This is a genomic window from Acidobacteriota bacterium (assembly GCA_003225175.1).
In the GTDB taxonomy this organism is placed as follows: Bacteria; Acidobacteriota; Terriglobia; order Terriglobales; family Acidobacteriaceae; genus Gp1-AA112.
The window spans coordinates 1-19,613 of record QIBA01000024.1 but is presented as its reverse complement, the minus strand read 5'-3'; the positions used below and the strand labels follow the sequence as shown (position 1 = coordinate 19,613).

Genomic DNA, 19,613 nt, shown 5'->3' with positions numbered 1-19,613 from the left:
GGCATTCACGTTGGGCAGCGGAGTGAAGATCTGGCCGAAACGGTTATTGCCGACGTTGAATGGAGCGAGGCAAGCCGGATTCGATGAACCGCAGGCGATGCCGTTGGCGCTCTTCGTGACCTGTTCATCGTTATTGCCGTCAAAGGTATCGCCGGGCACTATGCGATTGATATCGATGGTACGCACGAGATCGCGGCTGCGGCTTCCGTAATATCCAACCTTCATTACATCGTGCCGCAGGAACTCCTGCTGCAGTTCGAACGAGAAGGAATAAACGTAGGGATTGGGCTCATTCGGTCTGGCGGCGAATAGCTGCACCTTGTTCACCGAGGTGCACGCAGTATTGGCGCAGAGCGCGCCGTCCGGTGCCACGCCAAATGCGAACGCCGGATTCGCCGGATAGGAGAATGGCGAGCTGCCGTTGGCAATGTTGTATTGAATTCCCGAACCGGGAGGCGGTCCCTGGATCCTGCCGGGATCGAAAAAGCAGCAGGCCTGGGCCAGTGCAAAGAACGGGGTATCCTGGCGCACATTAGCGAATACTGTACCCATCACACGGTTGTAGCCAAGCCCGAAGCCGCCGCGTAGCACCGTCTTGCCGTTGGAAGCGCCCGGGCTATACGTGAAGCCGATCTTTGGACCAAAGTTGTTTTTGTCAGGATTGAAAAGCTGGTTGACCTGTCGGACCGCTCCGTTGCACGCCCCAACATAATTGACACATGCCAGGCCATTGCCGACTCCGGAGCCTGCTCCAAGCACGTAGTTCGTGAGGATGTTGTTCGTCTCCGTAACCGGCGGGAAGTACTCCCAGCGCAGGCCGAGCGTGAGTGTCAAATTGGGACGCATCTTCCAGGTGTCTTGAGCGAAGGCAGCATAATCAGCTGTGCGGAAGTGACGCAAGCCGTTCGCCGGTCCACCGGTCGTGGGATTCACTGCGATTTGCTGAAAGAAACAGCAGGCGTCGTTGGCGAAGTTCAGCAGACCGCGGAACTGATACTGCGGACGCGACTGGCCGGATTCATCGTTATTGTTTTGCTCCTTTATATAGTCGCCGCCAAACTTAAGCGCGTGCCGCCCGAACACCCAGGTCACTGTGTCACGCAAATCGTAGGTATTCTGGGCCAAGCGTCCCGGCGTGGTTCCTGATTGGGTCACGCCCAGAAGGTTGTCGTTGGATCCAAAACCGCCGATATCAAAGTCGAACAATCGTATTTGTGGAATGCCGTAATTCGTCGTCCCCGCCGTGGAAAACTGGTTGTAGGTGTAACGCGTTACATTGGCCCGCAGATCGTTAAGCAGCGCATTGCTGATGGTCCGGGTCCACCCTACGGCGGCGGTCCAGTTGTTAGGCGAGAGGCTGATATCCATAAGCGGCCGTACGCCTCCGCTCACGTTGTCGAGCAATGTGTAGTAGGTGCTGCCAAAAAATTGATTCTTCCCCGACGTGTAGTCGAGGCGTCCGTTGTACTGATTTCCTGTCGAGCTGTTGGGAACACTGGCATCGAAAACGCCCCAATCGGGAATGCCATCTGGTCCATTGCCGATCGCTTGACCAACCGCAATGCCTGGTTGGTACCACGTGCCGAGAGCCCGGCCATCGAGAGAGCAGCAGTCGAGCACGCAGTTCGTCGTCGTGGTGGCGGAGCAAACCGTGGAAGTATTAGTGATGCGCGGCGCTACTCCTGATGTCTGAAAGATCTTTGCTGCAATGCTGTTGGGATTTGTCTTGATTACATATTGTTCGAACTGAGGCGTTTCCAGCTTCTGCGAGCGCAGCAAACTGGTGTTGTGCAGGCGTACGCCTTCGTAGGAGAAGAACCAGAAGAGGTGGTCTTTAATAACTGGTCCGCCGACGCTTCCAGCGAATTGGCGATACTTTTCCAGGTCACGCTGCGGGCAAGAGCTGGCAAGAAGCGTGAATGTATTCGAGCCGCTGACACAGGTGAGCGGTTTCGCCCCCGCAGCGGGTGTTGGACCGTAGAATTTGTTGAAAGCGTTCAGGCCCGGGTCCTGAAACAGGATTACGCCGCTTCCATGCAGCTTATTCGTTCCACTTTTGGAAACGCTTTTAACCACAATGCCGGAATTACGCCCGTCCTGCGCATCGTAGCTGGCGGCTACCACCGTGATTTCGGATACGGATTCCTGACCGGGAGTGATTACCGCTGCTCCGCCCCAGTTGAGACTGTTCACGCTCACGCCGTCGACCAGATAATTATTGGCATCGACACGCTGGCCGTTTGAAATCGCCTGGGTTTGATTTTCGGTTTGGAAAATCTGATTGTTGGTTCCACCGGGACCCTGTCCCTGCCCCGGAAGAAAGACCGCCTGGCCGGCGCCATTGCGCGCACCTTCTCCAAATACACCAGGTACCGTGCGCAACAATTCGTAAGGATTCCGTCCTGCCTGGGGAATCTGCAGCACCTGTTGCGTTGTGATCGTGCTCTGATTGTTTGCGGTTTCAGTCTGTAACTGCTCGTCCCCAGCTGTGACGGTGATTTGCTCCGCCGCCGGTCCAGCCTGCAATGTGATATTCAAGCCGCGCGGAGTTTCCGCCAATACCTGAACGTTATTGCTCACACCCCTGCTGAAAGACGGAGCTGTAACTGTGACCATGTAGGTTCCGGGTTGCAAGTGATCGATTCGATAGAAACCCGCGTTACTACTAGTCGCCGTCGAGGTGACTCCTGTCGCCTGATTGACGGCGTCTACAGTGGCGCCTGGAATCACAGCTTGCGAAGGATCGGTAATGGTTCCCTGAATTGAGCCATTGAACTGCGCAAAAGCAGGGGTGGAAATACAAAGAGAAATTGCAGCCAGCAAGAACGCACGCAAGTGGGACATTCTCAACCTCCGAAGGACGCGTGGTGAATTCAGCCGATCAGGTTCCTATTAGGAATTACCTGCGTTTTTGGTTAAACGATTAACCGAAACTGGCAATCTTTAGCACCGGAGCACGATCGAAGTCAAGTTTGCAAAGGAAGTCCGGGCTGGCGTTTCAGGATGGAATCTGGCCTAATGCAGCGGTGCAGAAATCTGCTGGACACAATTTTGTAAACATTACAACAGTGTCCACAATGGAACTACCCCCTAACGATTGTCATCCTGAAGCCCGATGTTGGCCGAAGGATCTCCCGCGATCTGTAGAACGTAATTGCTGCGTCCCGGCTCTTACACGATAATCGCTGGCCTAAGAGTCAGGATGTGACAATCGAGTCCGACTTCCGGGAGATCATTCGGCCAACATCGGGCCTCAGGATGACAGGCCTGACAAATTGAGCAGTGACTCGCACCGGTCCTACACATGAAATGCCAAAACAAAGCGCGACGAACCGCTAAGCACCGCGAGAACGCGCCCGTAACCATCAGCAGCCTCGCCCAATACCTGAAGCTCTCCCCCGCCGCAGTTTCGATGGTGCTGAACTCAACTCCCAAGGCCGCGCGTTTTCCCGAAAAGACAAGAAAGCGAATCCTCGCGGCCGCCGCCAAATTCAACTATCGTCCTAATTTCGTCGCGCGCTCCCTGCGTAAGCAGCAGACATTCACGATCGGCGTCCTCGTACCCGAGATAAGCGAGGGCTATGCGGCATTAGTGCTGGCCGGGATCGAGGACTATTTGCTCCAGGCCGGCTACTTTTATTTTGTCGTCAGCCATCGCCATAAGACGCACCTGCTTGAGCAATATCCTCGGCTCTTCATGGATCGACTGGTCGAGGGCATCATTGCAGTCGATACCACCGAGCTGCCCTTTATCCCGCAGGTTCCGACGGCGGTCGTCTCCGGCCATCGCCGCATGCCCGGGATCACTAACGTCGTGCTCGATCATCGCCGCGCCGCTCTGCTGGCCCTCGAACATCTTCTGCAACTCGGCCACCGCCGCATCGCCTTCATCAAAGGCCAGCCCTTCAGCTCCGACACCGAAACCCGCTGGTCTTCAATTCGCGGCGCTGCCCGCAAGCTGGGGCTGCAAATCGATCCCGATCTGGTCACGCAGCTTCAGGTGGATTCACCCACGCCGGAGCCAGGCTACGACGTAACGAAATCGCTGCTGGCCAAGCATCGCCACTTCACCGCGCTATTCGCCTTCAACGATATTTCAGCCATCGGCGCCATTCGCGCTCTTCTCGATTCGGGAATGAAGGTGCCGGGCGATGTCTCTGTGATTGGCTTCGATGACATCCAGAACGCCGCTTTTCAAAACCCACGCCTCACCACGATCCGCCAGCCACTGCGCCGCATGGGCGAACTCGCCGCCGAGACGCTGCTCAAACGAATCCGCGGCACCGAATATCACAAAGTGATCGCAGTAGAACCGGAGCTGATCGTGCGCGAATCAACCGCCGCGCCGCCGATTGAGAGTTTGGAAGGTTTGGGAGAGATAGGACAAGCCGCGGCGCGCAGAGAGCGGTAAAGGCCCGATGCCCTATTTGGAATTGTGGCACAGCTGAATTTTGTGGCACAGCCGCCCCCGGCTGTGGCTTTTGACTTTTGTGCTTGGCCCTTACTCTCTCCACAGCCATCGATAATCTTCAGGGTATTTGCACAAGCCAGCATCGAGGTCCTTTGATTCCGTTCATGATTTTTGCAAGACGAAAAGATTGACCGTCTTTATCTCGTAAAGGCGTGAATAACAAGTGCACATGCGTGGGCATGATCACAAAAGAGTGCATGTGAACCAGCACCATGTGATCGTGCAAGCAGTGCTGGTATGCGAGATCTCGCGCTTCAGGAGGAAGGACGAAATCTTTGTAAGTGCGGAACGTGACGAAAACCGGAGTGTCGTCTACCTGGAAATGTGGCAGGTTTCGGCGGTACATGAAGTGTACAAGACTGCCACAAGGCAGCGCGCTGTGCACTGGAATCCATAGCGTGACTCGCGGCTTAAGAAGCAAAGTCCAAAGCCACAGCCGAGGGCGGCTGTGCCACATTTTAGGCTGTGCCACAATTCATCTGTGCCACAATTCAACTGATGGTTTCTCCCGCACTCGAGACCGTACCCCGCACTCCGAAGCTCCGTCCTTCCGGCTTCAGCGCGCGCAGCGCAGCTTCCTTCACTCTCTTCGCCTGCGCGCTCTTCATTGTTCTTGGAATCGTTACCACGTTGCTTGGCCCCACGTTTCCTCTCCTCTTGAAGCGCTGGCCGGTGACGACCGCGCAGCTTGGCACATTATTTTTCTGGCAATTCATTCCGTCGACAGCCGGCACATTGCTCAGCGGAGCGATGCTCTCGAAGCGGAGCTTTCGTTTGGGTGTCGTGTTTGGGGTTGCGCTTTGCCTCTTGGGTGTAGCCGGATTGATTTGGGCTGACTGGAACCTCGGAAGAGCCGCCGTCGCGTGCTATGGGGTAGGACTCGGCTTCGCTCTGCCCGCGACCAACCTGGCGGTGGCCGAAGCCAATCGCACGCGACGCGCCGCATCAGTCTCGCTGCTCAATTTCGCCTGGGGCGTTGGCGCCATCAGTGGACCTCTCCTGCTACGCCTCACTCACAGCCTCTCTGGGTTTTTCATAGCGTTGGCCGCGTTAGTAGCTCTAGGACTCGCGGGCTCTGCAATCTGGCAGATGCCGCCAAAGAGCGCGGCAGCTCCAACCGGGGAAATGCCCGTCAGCGCGCCAGTTCGCCTCTGGATCGTCGCTCCACTGATCGCCGCCTCCATGTTCTTGTTCTGCGGTGTCGAGAATGCAGTTGCGGGCTGGGCCGCGACTCTGGCTCTACCCAGCTTCGCCGATGCCTTCCGCGCCAGCAACGCTAATGAAGCTTTCTGGGCGTTCTTTCTCGCAGGCAGAGCGCTCGCCCCGGTTGTCCTCCGACGCATCTCCGAGACATGGCTGCTCTTTGCCTCAATTATTACTGCGGCAGCCGGAGTCCTTGCCTTCTACTTTGCCGCGCACGCCGCAACGATCCTCGTCGCATGCGCTATCGCCGGCCTGGGAGTCGGTCCCGGATTCCCGCTGCTGATCTCACGCGTATCAGAGTTGATTGGCCCACAACGTCCAGCATGCACCGTGTGCTTCGCCTTCGCCGGCATCGGCGCCGCAACACTGCCCAGCGCTATGGGCCTTATCGGAGAGAAGATGGGCGACCCTCGAGCCGGATTGCTGCTCCCTCTGTTTGGACTGGTGTTGTTGCTTCCCACAGCAAGGATGCTGAGCGCGTGGCGGCGCAACGCCTGATGAAGACTTGTGTGGCACAGCCGCCCTCGGCTGTGGGAAGAAACCATATCTAAAACTGTCATCCTGAGGCCCTCTTTTGGCCGAAGGATCTCCCGCGATGCATCGGACTGAACTGCCGCCTCGTGGCACTTCGGCCAGAATTGCGTACAATACCGCGACGTGAAGGAACACTGCTACTCCGTCTACATCGTGTGCAGCCGCACGCGAGTGCTCTATATCGGCATGACGAGCGACCTGCAACATCGAATTTGGCAGCACAAGAACGGCACGTTCGAAGGCTTTACCAAGAAATACAACTGTCACTATCTCGTGTACTTTGAGCGCTACGACAACGTTTTTCGCGCAATTGGTCGTGAGAAAGAACTAAAGCGCTGGACTCGGGCCAAGAAAATCGCGTTGATTGAGTCGGCTAATCCGCGCTGGCAAGATCTGAGTGAAGATTGGGGCCGACAGATTCTTTTCCCGAGACAGTCCAAAGCAGAAGCCGACGCCATTGAGGCTTCAAGACAAAAACTCAAAATTCCGGGCTCCTCGTGAGAGTGCCTTACTGGCGACAATCAAGTCCGACGCATCGCGGGAGATCCTTCGGCCAAAACCTGGCCTCAGGATGACAGTCTTAAGAGGGATATCGTGAAGCGGATATTGGATCGCGGTTGGCCAATAAAATGAGATCGGCCAATAAAATGAAAATCCCTCCCGCCTCAATTAAAATCATCCCGCCGCAAGCACACTTCCTAAACAGGTGACTCATGCCGGAGACCCAGGTGGCTCAGCAAGACATCCAGTCCGTCCTCCGCGAAGCGCGCAAGTTCGATCCGCCGGCGGAGTTCAGCCAGCATGCTCGCATCAAGAGCATGGCCGAGTACCAGAAGCTCTATGACGCCTCAGCGGCCGATCCCGAAAAGTTCTGGGCCAACGTAGCCGGCGAGCTGCACTGGTTCCAGAAATGGAACAAAGTTCTGGAATGGGACTTGCCCTGGGCAAAGTGGTTTCTCAACGGCAAGATCAATCTCTCCTACAACTGCCTCGACCGCCACGTTCAGACCGCACGCAAGGACAAAACCGCCATCCTCTGGGAAGGGGAGCCCGGAGAGGTTCGCACCTTCACGTATCAGCAGCTTCTGCGCGAAGTCTCGAAGTGCGCGAATGCGCTGAAAGCAATGGGAATCAAGCCGGGCGATCGCGTCGCCATCTACATGGGCATGACGCCGGAGCTAGCGATTGCGCTGCTGGCCTGCGCGCGTATTGGCGCCGTGCATTCAGTGATCTTCGGCGGATTCTCCGCGAACGCTCTCGTCGACCGCATCAACGACGCGCAATGCATCGCCGTCATCACGCAGGACAGCGGATATCGCCGCGGTGTATTGGTATATCGCCGCACCGGATCGGCGGTTGAGATGAAGAAAGGACGCGATCACTGGTGGCACGAAGTGGTCGATAAAGCCTCTGACAACTGCCCCGCCGAAGCGCTCGACTCTGAAGATCCGCTCTTTATTCTTTATACCTCGGGCACGACAGGAAAGCCGAAGGGCATCGTTCATACCACTGCTGGGTATGCCGTCGGCGTGTACTACACCACAAAGATGGTCTTCGACCTCCGCGACGAGGACATCTTCTGGTGTACCGCCGATATCGGATGGGTGACCGGCCATTCCTACATCGTCTATGGGCCACTGCAGAACGGCGCGACGGTACTGATGTATGAAGGCGCGCCCAATCATCCAGACTTCGACCGCTTCTGGCAGATGATCGACCGCCACAAAGTCACGATCTTCTATACCGCGCCCACTGCCATTCGCGCCTTTATCAAGTGGGGCAGCGAATATCCCAAGCGCCACAAACTCGACAGCCTGCGCCTGCTCGGCACCGTCGGCGAGCCCATCAATCCCGAAGCCTGGATGTGGTACCGCGACATGATCGGCAAGAACCGCTGCCCCATTGTCGATACCTGGTGGCAGACCGAAACGGGAATGATCATGATCTCGCCGCTTCCCGGCGCCGTGCCCACAAAGCCGGGATCAGCAACAGTCCCGCTGCCCGGAGTCTTTCCCGATGTGGTAACGCGTGCAGGCGAATCCGTGCCCAAGGGCTCCGGCGGCCTGCTCGTGTTGCGCAAACCGTGGCCGGCGATGGCGCGAACCATCTTCAACGATCCTGATCGCTTCGTGAAGCAATACTGGTCCGACATTCCCGGCATGTACTTCACCGGCGACGGCGCGCGCAAAGACGAAGACGGCTACTACTGGATGATGGGCCGCGTGGACGACGTGATCAATGTTGCCGGACATCGGCTCGGCACCATGGAGATCGAATCAGCTTTGGTCGCACACCCCAAAGTCGCGGAAGCTGCGGTAGTCGGCCGTCCTGACGATCTCAAGGGTCAGGCCATCGCCGCGTTTGTGACACTGGAATCCGGCCACAAGCCCACTCCAGAGATGAAGGACGAGCTGCGCAAGTGGGTTGTCAAAGAAATCGGAGCGCTCGCGCGTCCGGACGATATTCGCTTCACCGACACGCTTCCCAAAACGAGAAGCGGCAAAATCATGCGCCGCCTTCTCCGCGAACTCGCCGGCACAGGCGAAGTGAAAGGCGATGTCACCACACTGGAAGATTTTTCCGTGATCGCAAAGCTAAGCAGCGAAGAAGAGTAGAGATACACGAACTATAACGTTCCGGCCGGAAAGCTGAACACGGAGGGCACGGAGGTCACAGAGGTTTGGCTCGGCTGATCAAGCTTCATCGCGTTCTCCACCGGCAGGGGCTTATAACGAAGTGTTGGTCTTACTTTCTCCTCTCCTCCATGACCTCCGTGTTCAATTTTTCCCCGCTATTTCACACCAAACGTAACTGAGTGCATAACCGGATCGCCGGTGACCGTAAACTGCAAGCTGTTGGGGAGCGAAGAAGAGTAGAGATACACGAACCATAACGTTCCGGCCGAAAGCTGAACACGGAGATCGCGGAGGTCACAGAGGTTTGGCTCGGCTGATCAAGCTTCATGGCGTTCTCCACGGGCAGGGGCTTATAACGAAGTGTTGGTTTTACTTTCTTCTCTGTCTCCTCCGTGACCTCCGTGTTCAATCTTTCGCCGCTATTTCACACCAAACGTAACTGAGTGCATAACCGGATCGCCGGTAACCGTGAACTGCAAGCTGTAAGTTCCCGCGCGCAATCCGTTCGTGCTCAGATTGAAGATGTATCCTCCCGTTGATCCTAGCGTGCTGTCGAAGCGGAAATCGTTATCCGGATTGGCGTTGGCTTCAGCATCAGCGGCGCCCGAGAATCCGGAGACCGCCGTAATCCCAGCCGCGTGCAGAACGATTCCCGGAGACGAGAGATTCCTTCCGCCGCCATCGCAAAGCTGAAGCTTGATCGGGAATGCCGCTCCACTGTTCTTTGATTTCGTTGGATCGTAAAGCAGGCAGATGTTGTAACTGACATTCTGCGTGAAAGCTGCCGAAGTGCTCGCGCTGAAGTTCGTGTCGCCGCCGTAAGCGGCCATTATCAAATGTGATCCGACAGCCAGGGCAGCAGTTGCCAACGCTGCCTGTCCTCCAGATAGCGCGCTGCTTCCAAGCGTTGCAGCTCCTTCCTTGAACGTAACTGTCCCGGTCGGCGTGCCGGCGCCGGCCGGAGTCACAGTCGCGGTGAACGCAACGGACTGGCCAAGGATTGAAGGCTGTTGTGAAGAAGCGAGCGTGGTGGTTGTCGCCACGATCGTCGGCTGGTTCGAGAACTGCAGCGCCGTGCTGTTTGCCAGCACGCGAGCGTCATAGCTCCAGGGAAGCTGCTGCCCGCTCTGTAGGCCGCCGGAATTGTGAATGCCGATAGTCGCTCGTCCAGCCTGCGTGTTGGGATCGCCAGCCCCAAGTTCGACGTTCTGATACTGGAAGAGAATCTTATTCCCAGATTCGAACAGCACAGTTTCAAAGGTAACCGGGTTCTGCGAGCCCTGCGGATAGGCGTTGTTCCACTGCACCACAAACCTGCGAGCGCCGGCTGCTCCGAGTGTCTGATAAATCACCGAACCGGATCCGGGAACGGCGAAGCTGAGATCGCTCCAGAACGGAAGCAGTGCCGGAGGATCGTTCGGAGGCGGAGCCACGGTCAGGTCGGTATTAGCGAAATCGTTGGCAGCGCTGCCGCATAGGCCGACGCCGGCGATGAAATAGAGAGCGCCATTCGAGCTCACGCAGACCATGCTGTAGTTCTGGCCATAGAACTGAAATGGGAACGGCAAGGTGAGCGGCACGCTTCCATCATCCGTTCCAGTCAGCACACTCGTTCCCGATCCGCCGGAGGAGATGTCGATAAAGCTGTACACCACGGAGTCAGTGGCCGCATATCCGCCGCCGTCGGGCCCGCGCGTCGTACTTGCCCAGCCCAGCGTCGCCGACACCAGAAGCGCCAACCCCGCAACGCGCAAGATTACTATCCCAACCGCGCTGGATCTCTGCATTCTCGTCCTCTGGAGTTGTTCTCGCATCCGCAGTTTCACCATGAAGTCTGCTTAATGGCAAAAATCTGTCCGCCAAACGTGATTGTGCCAAATCGCAGGACCGGCAGCGCTGCATTGAACGGCGTTACCTGGAATGGCTGCGTAAAGATGTTGTTCACGGGGCCAACCAAGGGTGCCAGAGTGATGAAGCTCGGCTGATCGGTGCCGGTCACCGGAGTGCACCCCAAGGCATTGGGTGAGCCCAGCACCTGGTCGGCGCCGCCTAAATGGCTGAACACCTCGCCATATGAGTTGAGGCTGTAGGCGCAAGCCGCGGCGTTCTCGGTAACCGTAAACCCCTGGTCTCCGAGCTGAATCGTCCCCTGCCGATTCATTCCCGAGAAGTTCGGCGTCACGTTGAAGGTCACCATGCCTGAACTTCCTGAGAAGGAGGTTGAGGCGGTGATCCAGTTGGAGTAGGACACCGCATTCGGTGAGCACCCAGAAGCGGCTGTCGAGAAGGGGAACGTCGCTCCGTTCAGGCCGGAGGAAGATACATTCGTCGACTTCGTTCCCAGCGTGTACGAGCACGGAGCTCCATCCTGCGAGACCATATAGCCGAGCCCAGCAATGGTCAGCGATCCGGATCGAGGCGTGGAGCTGGTGTTGCGCTGCGCCACGAACTGCACGTCGCCATTTCCGCCAGTTCCAGAAGAGGAAATCGTCAGCCAGCTCGGATCGTTGGTCGACGAGGTCCATGAACAGGCCGCAGGCGCGATCACGCCAACCAGGCCATTGCCACCTGCAGCCGGCACATTGCCATTCGCCGATTGCAATGCATAGCTGCAAGTCGTGCCCGCTTGCGAAACGTTCACGCTCTGACCGTTGATCGTGATCGAGCTCGACCTGCCGGTGCTGGAGGAAGCATTGGAGCCGATCGTCACACTGATCGTGCCCGTTCCGGTTCCGAAGCTCGGAGCAATCAGCACCCATGGATCAGCCGCCTTCGCCGACCACGAGCAGCTCGCGCCGTTCGTCGTAACCCCAATCGCCCCCGGACCGCCGCCCGATCCGAATGGCGAGCCCAACTGTGAGGTGTCGAGACTCACGCTGCAAGCGAGTGCTTGCTGGTTAATCTGGAATATCGCGCCGCCGATCGTTAGTGCGCCGATGCGCGGCTGAGTCGTCGAGTTCGGATCGACGCTGTACAGCAGCGTTCCCGAACCGGAGCCGGACCCACCGGAGTTGACCGTAATCCAACTTGGTCCAGTCACAGTCGAGTACGAACATCCCGCCAGCGTGTTCACGATCACCGCTCCGGAACCGCCATTCGCGGGCCATGAAGCGTCCGAGGCATCTAGCGCAATTGTGCAATTCGCGCCAGTCTGGGTAGCGGTAAACGTTTGTCCGGCAACCGTTGCATTCAGCACTACGGTTGATGCAGTTGCGTTGGCCGGGATCGTCAGATTCACCGAACCATTGCCTGTGAATGTCGTCGCAGGCGCTCCCAGTCCCGAAGCGGTCCATTGGCACGTCTGATCTGAGGTCTTCACTGTTACCGGAACAGTGGTCATTCCTGCGGAAACCAGCAAGCTGGTGGGATTTACCGCGTAGGCACAACTGCCTCCAGTTCCAAACTGCGTGATGTTATACACAGCGCCGTTTACCGTGATCGATCCAGACCGCGGCGATGCTCCCAGATTCTGGGCGATCTTGTAGCTCAGCGTTCCCGATCCGGAACCGCTGTAAGTTGTGCAGGTATGACCTAGCCCACAGCCTGTGCTAATCGAAATGAACGAAGAATCGGAAACAGAAGCCGTCCACTTGCAGGATGCCCCGGTTGAGACGTTGAAACTCCCTGTAATACCAGCGGCAACGACCGTGGTACTGGATGGGTTCAACGTGAACGTGCAAGGCTGCGGCGCTACCACAGTCAGCAGCACCGGAACTGTATCGAACTGATTCACAGTCTGCGGAGCCGCTACGCCAATCAACCCCGAGTAACTTCCCGCGCCCAGGCCCGTGGTATCTATCGACAAATTGACCGGCGCCGGAGTTGTGCCCGCATTCGCGGATAATGTCGCGCCCGGCAGACCGGACTCGGCCAGCGTAAACGCATAAGCACCGCTGGTCGTGTTCACGTTTACAGGTATGACGACGGGCGAAGGCGAGCCGAGGGTATACACGATCTGAATCGGCTTGGGACTCAGGCTGATGGCGGGTGAGTCGCCTATCGCGCTATCGACGGTAATCGGGTAGGCCTTGTTGAGAGTGTTGCCAGTGCTGTCAGTCAGAGTCAGGTACAGGCTGAAGTAACCCGGATACTGTGGAATTCCCGAGAGTACGCCGGAGCTACTGAGGCTCACTCCAGGAGGCATTTCGGAGAATACATTCAGGCTCAAGACGTAAGGACTGGTACCCCCAGATGGAATCAGGGTTTGCGAATATTGTGTGCCCACCATTGCCGGAGGTAAATAGTCCGGACTGACCGCCAGGACAGTTACCGCACAGGAGAAGTTGAACGTCAATGTTTGCCCGCTTGAATCGGCCACAGTCAATTGGAACTTGTAATTGCCTGGAGTAGTTGGGATTCCACCTATGTAGGTCGGAACACCGTTGCTGCCCAGCACCAGCATCATTCCCGGAGGTAGCGAAGAGCCGGAAGCAATCGACCACGAGTAGGGAGCCACTCCCCCCTGAAGCAAGTCGTTCAGAAGGAAGTGATATGGCACTCCCGCGGAAGCGGCGTCCAATCCCACATCGGGATAATTGAAATTGCCTGAGGGTATAAGCGGGGCTGCCATTCCCGGAGGAGTGATGACGAGGGTCAGCGAAGGAGTCGTGGCAGTGAAACCCTGCTGGTCTGTGACTACAGGCGAGAGGGTGAAGGATCCGGTAGTTTGGGGAATTCCCGAAAGGGTACCATTCGAGCTTATCGTGAGTCCTGCAGGCAAAGGAAAGAAAGGAGATTCGCTAACCGTGTACGGCGCTGTACCGCCGGCGAAGTTGAACTTAAACGAGTAAGACGTTCCGAGCACGCCAACTGGCAGTGGCTTCGAACCCAAAAATAAGTCGAATGCAGGCGTCACCCTCTCAAAAGGAACCACATTTACTGTGACTGTCGAATCTTGGAAGTTGGTGGAATCGGTGTTCTCGGTTGCGCGCACCTTGAACGTGTACAAACCCGGAACACTCGGCGCTCCCGCGATCGCCCAGCAGTTCGGACCACAAATCTCTTGCACCTTCATTCCTGGCGGGGTATTGCCAGCTATCACCGACCAATTGTACGTAGAACTCCCATTCGTCGAATTAAAGGCCAAAAGGAAATCGAAAGTGAAACGACCGATCGAGGTATCCAGGAGTGAATTGATGAAAATGCCAGTCCCGCGCACAGTGAAGACACCGAAAGAATAGCCGCGCGAGAAGGTCTGCCCATTGGCGTCGCGCACCTGCAGCCTGAAAGAGAAACTCCCTGCATCGAACGTCGTTCCCGACAGCAGGCCCGTGTCTGACATGGTGATGCCCGGAGGTAAAGCTGCCTCCCCAATGTTTGCCGGAGCGAAACTATAGGTATACGGCGGCGTTCCGCCCAGAGTGACAAATTGCTGCGCGAACGCGACTCCGGTCGTAACGCGATTGATGGAACTCGTGAGGATCGTCAATGCCGAAACATGCAGCGTGAAAGTTCCGCGCAACTGCCTGCCAGCCGAGTCGCTGACGACCAGACCAAAGCTGTAATCGCCTATGATGGCGGGCACACCGGCCAAGACCGTCGATCCGGGAACAAAATTAACAGGCAGATTGGGACCGGAATACAGATTGAGACCGGGGGGCAAATTCGAGCCTGGAGCCAAAATAATTGTGTACGGCGGAGTACCGCCATTTGGAGTGATTGCCGACTGAAAACGTTGGCCAACTGCCGCATCAGGCAACGCGCTTGCATTGGAAATCGTAAGCTCCGACGGATTTGGCAGGGCGACGGAAAGGACAAATGCTTTTGCAACGTGATCGGAGCCTCGGGTAAGGGTCACCAGGAAAGGCATGTTGATGGCAGTCTGCGCTGGAATTCCGCTGATTACACCGGACGGTGAGAGACTGAGTCCTATCGGCAATCCACTGAGTCCGACCCCCAATCCGCTCAGGCTCCAAACTTGGCCCGGGGTCCCGGCGGCCACAAACGCATAGCTATAAGGCACGCCAACCGTGCCGTTCGGGAGAACCTCGGAATCGGGGATCGCCAAGCTCGAGATGCGGAGCGTGAAGGTGTACCGGATTATCGCCCCGGCGTCGTTTGCGGCTAGCTGGAAGGTGAATTGTCCTGCCTGAGAGGGTGTTCCCGAAATTGAACCCGAGAGAAGTGATAACCCCGGCGGCAGTGGTGAATTCGGTACCTCAGTCCAAACCGGCGTTCCGGAATTGTCAAAGGTCACCAACGGAGCCGAGTAAGGAACGCCGACAGAACCATCGGCCAGAGCCGTGTTGTTGAAGAGCACAAACGGCGCAATGGTGAGCGAGAAGGTTCTGGCGCCGACATTACCCTGGGAATCCTGGATCTGCGCCGTGAAACTGTAATTTCCCGCCACCTGCGATAAACCGGTGAGCACGAAGTTGCTGGCGGCAGCTCCTACAGCAGGCTGATTAGTATCGGTGAGCAGCACAAAGCCAGGCGGCAGAGGGCTAGGAATGCCGATCGTATATGGTCCTGTTCCCCCAGTTGGGTTAAGAGAGATGCGCGGCTGGTTCCCGAGTTGGAATGTACCGAGGTTCGGACCGGAGTTGAAGGTCAGCGTCGCTGCTGTACCCGAGACGATATTGAATCCCAGGAAATTAAAGGAGTATTCGCCGGTGCCGTCGGTGACGTGCATGCGCTTGAAGGACTGGCCGGTTTCGCCGGGTGTTCCGCTCACCACGCCGGTTCCGCTCACGCCAAGGCCAAGCGGCAGCGGATCGGTGTTGGTCCAGTTGTAATTGCCGTCTCCTCCGATCACCAGCAGCGGCTGCGTGTAAGGCGTGTTGTATACAAGCGAGTTTCCCCGAAGCGGAAGATTGAAGTATTCAACTCCAATTCGGGAGACGTTGAAGGTAAAGTCCTGGCTCGCGGCGTTATTACTTGCGTCCGTCACCTGCAAGGTGAAGTGGTAGGTGCCCAGAGCAAGTGCTCGACCCACGAGAATCGACTCCCCGGGGTAGTAGAACGAAGCGATGGTGTCCCCATTGCTTTGCAAACTGAATCCTGGAGGCAGTGAACCGGAAGTGACGGCCCACGAATAGGGAGGCGTTCCACCCTGTACGGTCAGTGGCGCACTATTTCCATCGAAGTACGCAGTGCTTGAAAATTCGCTGTCCATCTGAATGGAAAGCGGCTGCGGCGGAGATGTACTTACCGGCCACGAGAAGTTCTGCTGGACCGTTCCTCCCGGGCCGCTCGCCTGCACCGTGAATCTAAAGTTGTTGGAGAACGACGGCGTTCCGAAAAGCAAGCCGGAGGAACTCATCGATACATTGCCCGGGAATCCGCCAAACAACGACCAGGTACATCCGCTGCCGCAACCCGGAGCGGTGAACTGCAGGTTGTAAGCCGTGCCGACTGTGCCTTGCGGCAAGATGCCGCCGGTCGTGATCGCGAACGCATTCACCTCGATCTGGACGCTGAAGAACTCCTTGTCCGAAGTACTCAGATCGGTAACTATGAAATTCGCATTGTAAAGACCTGAAGCTATTGGAGTCCCTGAGATCAATCCGGAAGAACTTACTGTGAGTCCGGGTGGCAATCCGCCGTTGTCATCGAATCGATAATTTCCACTCCCGCCAACGGCGGTCAGCGTATACGCGTAGGGGACATTTACTGCAGCCAGCGCAAGACTGAATGGACCGGCGTACCCCGGACCGCTAACCGTGAAATGGACGTCGCGATCAAATACATTTCCGCCGTTGTCGGTTACACGGATCGAGGTGCTGTAGGAGCCCGGAGTAGCAATCACCCCGATATAAGCTGCCGTGACGTCTGAGGGAAACCATGGCGGCAAAGGCTGTCCGTCCTGCACACGCATCCCAGGGACAACGTTCGCGCCAGGCGTGAGCGAATAGTGATACGGCGGAGTCCCGCCCGTAGCCTGAAGGAACTGGTAGAAACGACCTGGCGTCCTTTGTCCCAAATCGGGTCCGAAAGAGAAATTCAACGGCGGATTCGTCCCCGCGGGGTAGATAAACAGATCGTAGAAGATTTGGTTGGCATGCCCCGCTTGGTCCGTTACGGCGACAAATCCCTGGTATTGTCCACTCGCGCTAGGTGTACCGCTCAGAGTTCCAGTTGGGGAAAGCGAAAGGCCGGGGGCAAAGTACTGTCCAGGCGGCAATGACCAAGCGAATGAACCTGTCCCGCCCGTCGCGGTGAAAGTAAAACTATACGGACTGCTTACGTTGCCGGGAGGCAATTGATATTGCGTCGTACCGTGAATGGGACTGACAACAAGTTTGAAATACCGGACAGCAAAGTTTGCGCTGTTACCGGCATCCGCTACCTGCAAGGCAAAGTTGTATACGCCCACTGCCGTGGAATTGCCGCTCAGTAAACCGGTCGAAGAGAGTGAAATCCCCTGCGGCAGCGAGCCGCTAAGCAGTGTCCACACGTATGAAGGCGCGCAACAGGCACTCAGTTGGCGGTTATAAGAGTTCCCGGCCGCGCTCGTGCCGAGATCGGCACCGTCATTGATATTGATTGTCTGCGTGCCGTTACTGGGGAAGCCTATATTGAAGTAGTTGGAAATTGTGATGCTGTGGTTGGCGGAGTCGGTGAACCCCAGAACGGCATTGAAGCTGCCCACCTCATTGGGAGTACCGCTCAACAAAAAGTTATTGAAGTCGAAAGCCAGACCGTTGGGTATTTGATTGTTTAGATTCGTGAAAGAGTAGGAACCGGAGCCACCGATGGCTCGCACCTTGAACGAATAAGGAACTCCGAGTGTGCCCTGCGGTATGTGATCGTTGTAGTGCTGAAACACCTCTGAAACGTGCAGCGGAAAGGTGTTCGTAGCGGTCGCGCCCGTGGCATCGGTTACGGTGACCGTCACATTGAAGTCGCCGAGCTGCGAGGGGCGGCCATAGATCTCGGCGTCACCCGGAGTAATGTAGAAGCTGGTAACGCCACCACCAAAGCGGATCGCCATGCCTTGTGGCAATCCGCTGGCCGTCCATGTAAAAGGGGATCTGCCCCCCGCGTGCACCGAGATAGCATCCGCACAATCGTCGCCCAGGACACAGCCATCGAATGATGCGATTGCGCCATAGGGAGAAATCGATGGCAATTGCGGCGGCTTGCCAACCACGTTCACCGACATTCGCCGCGTATATGAGCGATGGTTTGCATCGGTTACGGTGACGTCGAATAGGTAATGACCTGGCCCAAACGAGAGGCTGCCCGTAATGATTCCTGAGGAGCTGAGAACGAGGTTCCCTGGCATTCCACTCGAAGTGAATGTGTACGGCGGCGTTCCACCTCTAGCGCTAATCACGGCGTTGTAGGGTGCGTCCTGCGTCGTATTGGGAAGAGTGCCATCGGTCGTGATCTGAACGTCGAAAACGGGCAGAGCGCGCGTGGTGAACACGGTATCGACGCCGTCCGTGAGCCGGATATAGATGTTGTAGAAGCCGGATTGCGTCGGCGTTCCCGAAAGAGTCCCATCCCCAGCTAGGGTCATTCCGGGAGGAAGCCCATTCACCGCTGCCCAGGTAACGACTCCAGCGTTGTTCAAGGGCGTGAACTTATGCGAGTAGAAAACACCCACAAAAGCATCCGCCTGCTGGTAGATCTCCTGCATGTGCAGGAGCGTTATCTTGATCGTACAGGCGCGAACGACGGTTTGCCCGCCGCTGCTGACTGACAAGGTGAACGCGTAGGTGCCTGGCGTAGTGGCTACGCCTATCAGTCCAGCGCTGGCATTCGAAGAGAAAAACGGAGCAGGGTCGGTTCGCAACAGCATCCCCGGAGGCAGCGAGCCTGAAATTACGCTCCAGGAATAAGTTCCATCTCCGCCCGAAGCATCCAGCTCAACCTGAAGATCGCCGATTTGATATGTCCCGAAATCGGGACCGCTGTTCATGGACAGCGGAGCGGCAGACGAAATTGACCCACTTGTAACTTGCGCAAGTGTCCTTGCCTGCCCTTGGAAACCGAGGTAGGCAGAGTTGACGGCGAAGCCAGTACATTGAATCGCGGGAAATATCGTTACTCCTCCGAAGCCGATAAGAGAAGTTTCTGGAACGACCAACTCAAGCTCCAACTCATCCCAGCCCGGTATCGCACGTGAACCAAAGCCGAATAGTGCCGACCCGCTTGGACAAGCAGCATTGACCGGACTCGTGAAAGCAATCAAGGTTGAGTTTGCCGGAGTGAACGTAATCGCCGGAAGCCCCAGGATTGCAGGCAAGGGTACGTTCCAATTCGTTACTGCGCCTGTGGTGACGTCAATATCAATGGTGCCGGAAAAATTGGCGCTGCTTTGCAGAACTCCAGTGGCAGTGAAAGTCTTTGCCGATGCAGGTGCAACTGCTAAACACATCGCTAGAGTCGTGGTCCCTAGCGCGATGCTGCGAGCTGTCATAAATCGCCGGCAGATGGCACGTAGCGACTGAATCCTCTTGAGAGCCCCACAACCGACAAGTCCATTCACTCGCGTGTCTCCTCTCGGGAGCACGTTCACAAAGACTGCGGTGGTCCGAATTGAAACGGAGCCTGGGGGATCAAAACAATTGCTGAAAGGTGCGCCGAGCCTACTCGCCACTTTTCAGTGTGTCAAGAGTGAAAGTTATTGCAGCTTGTGGATGGAGCTTCACGTTTCTTTAATTCTGCGCAAGGCGCAGCCGATTCAGCGAGATCGGGAGATTTTTCCCAATATGGGAACAGTAACCTGCGCGATGTGACCAGATCGCCGAATAGTGCCCCATCTTCGCGACAGGTTTTTTAATGAAGATCGCTGTTTTTGCCTGCGTGGTTCCGGCCGCCCC

General features: G+C 56.8%; 8 protein-coding genes. 5 read left to right on the top strand and 3 right to left on the bottom strand.

The window, feature by feature from the left end:
• Positions 1 to 2,844: hypothetical protein (locus DMG62_00870; GenBank protein PYY24898.1), on the bottom strand; the 2,844-nt coding region annotated here is incomplete at its 3' end.
• 460 nt (positions 2,845 to 3,304) lie between these two features.
• Between DMG62_00870 and DMG62_00865 the strand changes: the two genes are divergently transcribed.
• The 5 genes from DMG62_00865 to acs all read left to right on the top strand — a co-directional run bounded on the left by DMG62_00865 (position 3,305) and on the right by acs (position 8,823).
• Positions 3,305 to 4,411 carry a LacI family transcriptional regulator gene (locus tag DMG62_00865; protein ID PYY24897.1) on the top strand — a complete coding sequence of 369 codons (1,107 nt, stop codon included), beginning with the start codon at positions 3,305 to 3,307 and terminating at the stop codon, positions 4,409 to 4,411.
• Positions 4,412 to 4,640: 229 nt separating this feature from the next.
• Positions 4,641 to 4,868 (top strand): hypothetical protein, encoded by a 228-nt coding sequence (locus tag DMG62_00860; protein PYY24896.1) that lies wholly within the window; start codon positions 4,641 to 4,643, stop codon positions 4,866 to 4,868.
• 68 nt (positions 4,869 to 4,936) lie between these two features.
• Positions 4,937 to 6,172 (top strand): hypothetical protein, encoded by a 1,236-nt coding sequence (locus DMG62_00855; GenBank protein ID PYY24895.1) that lies wholly within the window; start codon positions 4,937 to 4,939, stop codon positions 6,170 to 6,172.
• 159 nt (positions 6,173 to 6,331) lie between these two features.
• Positions 6,332 to 6,709, top strand: coding sequence for an excinuclease ABC subunit C (locus tag DMG62_00850; GenBank protein PYY24894.1), 378 nt, complete (start codon positions 6,332 to 6,334; stop codon positions 6,707 to 6,709).
• A 212-nt stretch (positions 6,710 to 6,921) separates the two neighbouring features.
• Positions 6,922 to 8,823, top strand: a complete 1,902-nt coding sequence (acs, locus tag DMG62_00845) for an acetate--CoA ligase (GenBank protein ID PYY24893.1) — start codon at positions 6,922 to 6,924, stop codon at positions 8,821 to 8,823.
• Between the two features lie 440 nt (positions 8,824 to 9,263).
• Here acs and DMG62_00840 read toward each other — a convergent pair whose 3' ends face one another.
• Both DMG62_00840 and DMG62_00835 read right to left on the bottom strand, forming a co-directional pair.
• The gene (locus DMG62_00840) at positions 9,264 to 10,673 is read right to left on the bottom strand and encodes a hypothetical protein (GenBank protein ID PYY24892.1); all 1,410 of its coding nucleotides are present in this window, start codon (positions 10,671 to 10,673) and stop codon (positions 9,264 to 9,266) included.
• Positions 10,667 to 19,210 (bottom strand): hypothetical protein, encoded by an 8,544-nt coding sequence (locus DMG62_00835; protein PYY24891.1) that lies wholly within the window; start codon positions 19,208 to 19,210, stop codon positions 10,667 to 10,669. Before DMG62_00835 ends, DMG62_00840 begins: the two co-directional genes overlap by 7 nt.
• Positions 19,211 to 19,613: the final 403 nt, after the last annotated feature.

Bases quoted from the DNA above. Each gene is read 5' to 3' on its own strand.
- DMG62_00865 (PYY24897.1), top strand. From the start codon at position 3,305: ATGAAATGCCAAAACAAAGCGCGACGAACCGCTAAGCACCGCGAGAAC.
- DMG62_00860 (PYY24896.1), top strand. From the start codon at position 4,641: ATGCGTGGGCATGATCACAAAAGAGTGCATGTGAACCAGCACCATGTG.
- acs (PYY24893.1), top strand. From the start codon at position 6,922: ATGCCGGAGACCCAGGTGGCTCAGCAAGACATCCAGTCCGTCCTCCGC.
- DMG62_00840 (PYY24892.1), bottom strand. From the start codon at position 10,673: ATGGTGAAACTGCGGATGCGAGAACAACTCCAGAGGACGAGAATGCAG.
- DMG62_00835 (PYY24891.1), bottom strand. From the start codon at position 19,210: ATGACAGCTCGCAGCATCGCGCTAGGGACCACGACTCTAGCGATGTGT.